Origin of the sequence: uncultured Lutibacter sp. (assembly GCF_937891065.1) — a bacterium.
Lineage (GTDB): Bacteria > Bacteroidota > Bacteroidia > Flavobacteriales > Flavobacteriaceae > Lutibacter.
This window is the reverse complement of the sequence record NZ_CALAEQ010000199.1, coordinates 1-3,661: the sequence shown is the minus strand read 5'-3', so window position 1 is coordinate 3,661 and position 3,661 is coordinate 1. Positions and strand designations below refer to the sequence as shown.

Genomic DNA, 3,661 nt, shown 5'->3' with positions numbered 1-3,661 from the left:
ATAACAGTATTTTAGCAACAACACATGGTAGAGGTGTATTTACAGGGCAATTTACTGCTACAGATTTTTCATTTACTGCCCAAAGTTCTACAGTTTCAACTTGCACGCCAAATGATGCTGTTTTTACATTTGATTTTACTGCAATACCATCATATAATACGGTTACTAATTTTTCAACTTCGGGAGCACCTGCAGGAATTTCTATAGTCTTTAGCCCAACATCATTAAATACAACAGGAACATTTATTATGACAGTTGGTAATATTGGTGCAATTACCCCTGGTGAATATACAATAACAGTTATAGGTACTGGGAATGATACTTTTTCAACTGACGTAATACTAAAAGTAGTTGATTCAAATTTTGGAGTTTTAACCACAACTTCACCAGCAAATTTAGCAACAGGAGTTGGTTTAAGCGGTACAAGTTTTACATGGAATGCAGATGCAAATGCAACTTCTTATGATATTGATATTGCTAGTGATGCAGGTTTTAATGCAATTATTGAAGCAGCAAATTCAACTACTAATTCATATACAAGCAGTTCTGTTTTAAATAATGGAGCAGTATATTATTGGAGGGTGAGCGCTAAAAATAGTTGTTCGAATGGGGGTTATTCTGATATTCAAAAGTTTCAAACAGTATTACCAAATGACTGTACTACTTATGTAAATACCAATAGTGTTCCAATTAATAATGTGGCTTTATCAACTTCAACTATAAATATTACCGATATTCTTACAATAAGTAAAGTTAAAGTAAGTCTAAATATTTCACATACTTGGATACAAGATCTTGATATAACTTTAGTTTCCCCAAACAATACGTCAATAGTACTTTTCAATAATAATTGTACTAGTGAAGATGGTTTGGATGTCACTTTTGATGATGATGCTTCAAGTTCTATTATTTGTGGTACTACAATAGTTTCAGGAATATTTACCCCAACAAATCCTTTATTAGGGTTTAATGGAGAAATTTCTTCTGGGAATTGGAATCTTGAAGTATATGATGGTTATGATGGAGATATAGGAACCATAAATAGCTGGTCTATTGAGATTTGTCAAACCCAAACAACCATAAATTCAACATTTACAAACAGCCCATTAACTGTTGGTACAAATAGCACCTATGTTTTAAAGCAAGCCGAAACGGAAGCATTAAGCTTAGGGTCAACAGCAAGTGAACAAGTATTTATGGTAAGTCAATTACCAACAAAAGGAGAAGTGAGATTGAGTAACATTGCTTTATCATTAGGGGAAACATTTACACAAGATGATATTAATACTTCAAAAATGACTTATGTGAACACAAGTTCCGTTACTACTAGCGATTCATTTAAAGTAGATATTACCAACGCAACAGGTGGATTTTTACCAAATGAAGAAATTTTAGTAAATATTGATGCTGCTTTAGCTGTTGATAATTACTTTTTTCAAAAAACAGGAATCTCTGTTTATCCAACAGTTTCAGATGGTAATTTTATAATTGCTTCTTCAAAAACACTAAATAATGTTCATTTAGAAATTTATTCAATTATAGGGCAAAAAGTATTTGTGAAGGAATTAAATTTTAAGAGTGGAAATATTGAACGTATTAATGCTCAACAATTAGCTTCTGGAATTTATATTTTGAAGTTAACCTCTGAAACATTGCAAGGCAGTAAAAAAATAATTATTAATTAACGGAGGAAATCTATATAAAAGCGAGGCTGTCTAAAAAATTAGATAGCCTCGCTTTATTTTTTTCCTTTCATTTTCATGAGGCAATAACTTTTAAAGGCATTGTATATAATTTATTTTGTTCTCCAGGATTTTCAATTTTTTTATAATTTAAATTTTCACGTACATAGTTTAAAATGTTGCTATCATTAGAGTCAACATTTAAAACAACTACTTCTCCTTCAGAACTAAATGTGAAAGTTATAATTACTGTCGCTTCTGCTTCAATATTTAAAACTTGAGATTGTAATAAATTAATAATTTCACTTCTCATTTTTTTTGTAGGTTCTTTTAGATCATTCCCATTTGCTGCAAATAAGCTAGCTGTTCCAATTACTAAGGCCAAAGCCATTAATTTAAATTTTTTCATAATAGTAGGTTTTAATTAAACATTAGTTTGTTTTATATTTCAAATGTATATCTAAATATAAATCAGTCCGTTAACTTATACCCGATTAACAAATGTTTAACCCAAACAACCTAATTTTGCTATTATAAAAAGTTAATTAACTCTATTTATAAATTATAGTTCTTTGATTTTCAGAATGTTACATTTATAAATAGAATAGTAATTACTCTTAATTAGTAAATTCTATTAACTTAAATTATGTTAAAGTGTTATTTAATACCCTCTTAAGTTAAAATTAAAATGATAAATTTGTGAAGAAAGTTTAACTTAATAATTAATAAAAAATCATGTATAAAATAATTTTTAGTTTCTTGTTTTCAATAACAATTATAGGGCTATCTGCTCAAAATGTTATGACGCCTGAAATGTTGGTTCAACTGAATAAAGTTTCAGGTAAAGGATTAACAAAAGATGGAAATCACCTTATTTATAGTGTTTCAAATTTCAATATTGAAACAAATAGCAAAACATCAACTACCTATCAAATTCCAATTACAGGAGGTGAAGCACAAATAATTACAGACTATTCTTCTTTATTAACAGATAGCAGTATTTCTCCAGATGGTAATTACAAAATTACAACTGCTGATGTAAAGCTAAATAAAGTTACTGGTCAAGATTATTATAGTGATGTAGCAAATTCTAATGTGAAAATTTATGATGCACTTAATTATCGTCATTGGGATACTTGGGAAGATGGAGCTTTTAGTCACGTAATGTATGCTGAAACAAGAAATGATAGTGAACCTATTGATATAATGGCAGAAGAACCTTTTGATTGCCCACAAAAACCATTTGGTGGTTCAGAAGATTATTTATGGAGCCCTGACAGTAAATCCATTTTATATGTAACTAAAAAATTGAGTGGTGTTGAATATGCTTCAAGCACAAATTCAGATATTTATGAGTACAATCTTGGATCAAAAATCACTACTAATTTAACTGCTGAAAACAAAGGTTATGATACAAACCCTGCGTTTTCATCAAAAGGGCAATTAGCTTGGTTACAAATGAAGAGAGATGGGTATGAATCTGACAAAAATGATATTATTGTTAAAGTTGATGGAAAAGCAATCAACTTAACTGCTAACTGGGATGGAACAGTTAATAGTTTTACATGGCAAAATAAAGGGGATAAAATCTATTTTATTGCCCCAGTTTTAGGGACTGTTCATTTATTTGAAATTGATGTTCCTTCTTCAACTAAAAAATTAAGTGCTCCAAAACAAATTACTAATGGTCAATTTGATGTTAGCGGAATTGTTGGACAAACAAAAAAAGTTGCTGTTGTGAGCCGTAGAGATATGAATCATGCATCTGAACTTTATTCTGTTAATTTAACTAACGGAGAAATGTCGCAATTAACATTTGCAAATGATGCTACTTACGACTCTATTGAATTAGGTAATGTTGAAAAAAGAATGATTAAAACTACCGACGGAAAAGAGATGTTAACTTGGGTTATTTATCCTCCAGACTTCGACCCTTCTAAGAAATATCCAACATTATTGTATTGTCAAGGTGGACCACA

3 protein-coding genes are annotated in these 3,661 nt (G+C 29.9%); 2 read left to right on the top strand and 1 reads right to left on the bottom strand.

Annotated elements, in window-relative coordinates:
• Positions 1 to 1,685: proprotein convertase P-domain-containing protein (locus Q0352_RS11005; protein ID WP_299527434.1), on the top strand; the 1,685-nt coding region annotated here is incomplete at its 5' end.
• Positions 1,686 to 1,758: 73 nt separating this feature from the next.
• Here the strand turns inward: Q0352_RS11005 and Q0352_RS11000 are convergent.
• On the bottom strand, positions 1,759 to 2,091 hold the full coding sequence (locus Q0352_RS11000; protein ID WP_299527432.1) for a hypothetical protein: 333 nt from the start codon (positions 2,089 to 2,091) through the stop codon (positions 1,759 to 1,761).
• A 326-nt stretch (positions 2,092 to 2,417) separates the two neighbouring features.
• Here Q0352_RS11000 and Q0352_RS10995 point away from each other — a divergent pair.
• Positions 2,418 to 3,661, top strand: a 1,244-nt coding sequence (locus Q0352_RS10995) for a DPP IV N-terminal domain-containing protein (protein ID WP_299527430.1), incomplete at its 3' end; no start/stop codon positions are given.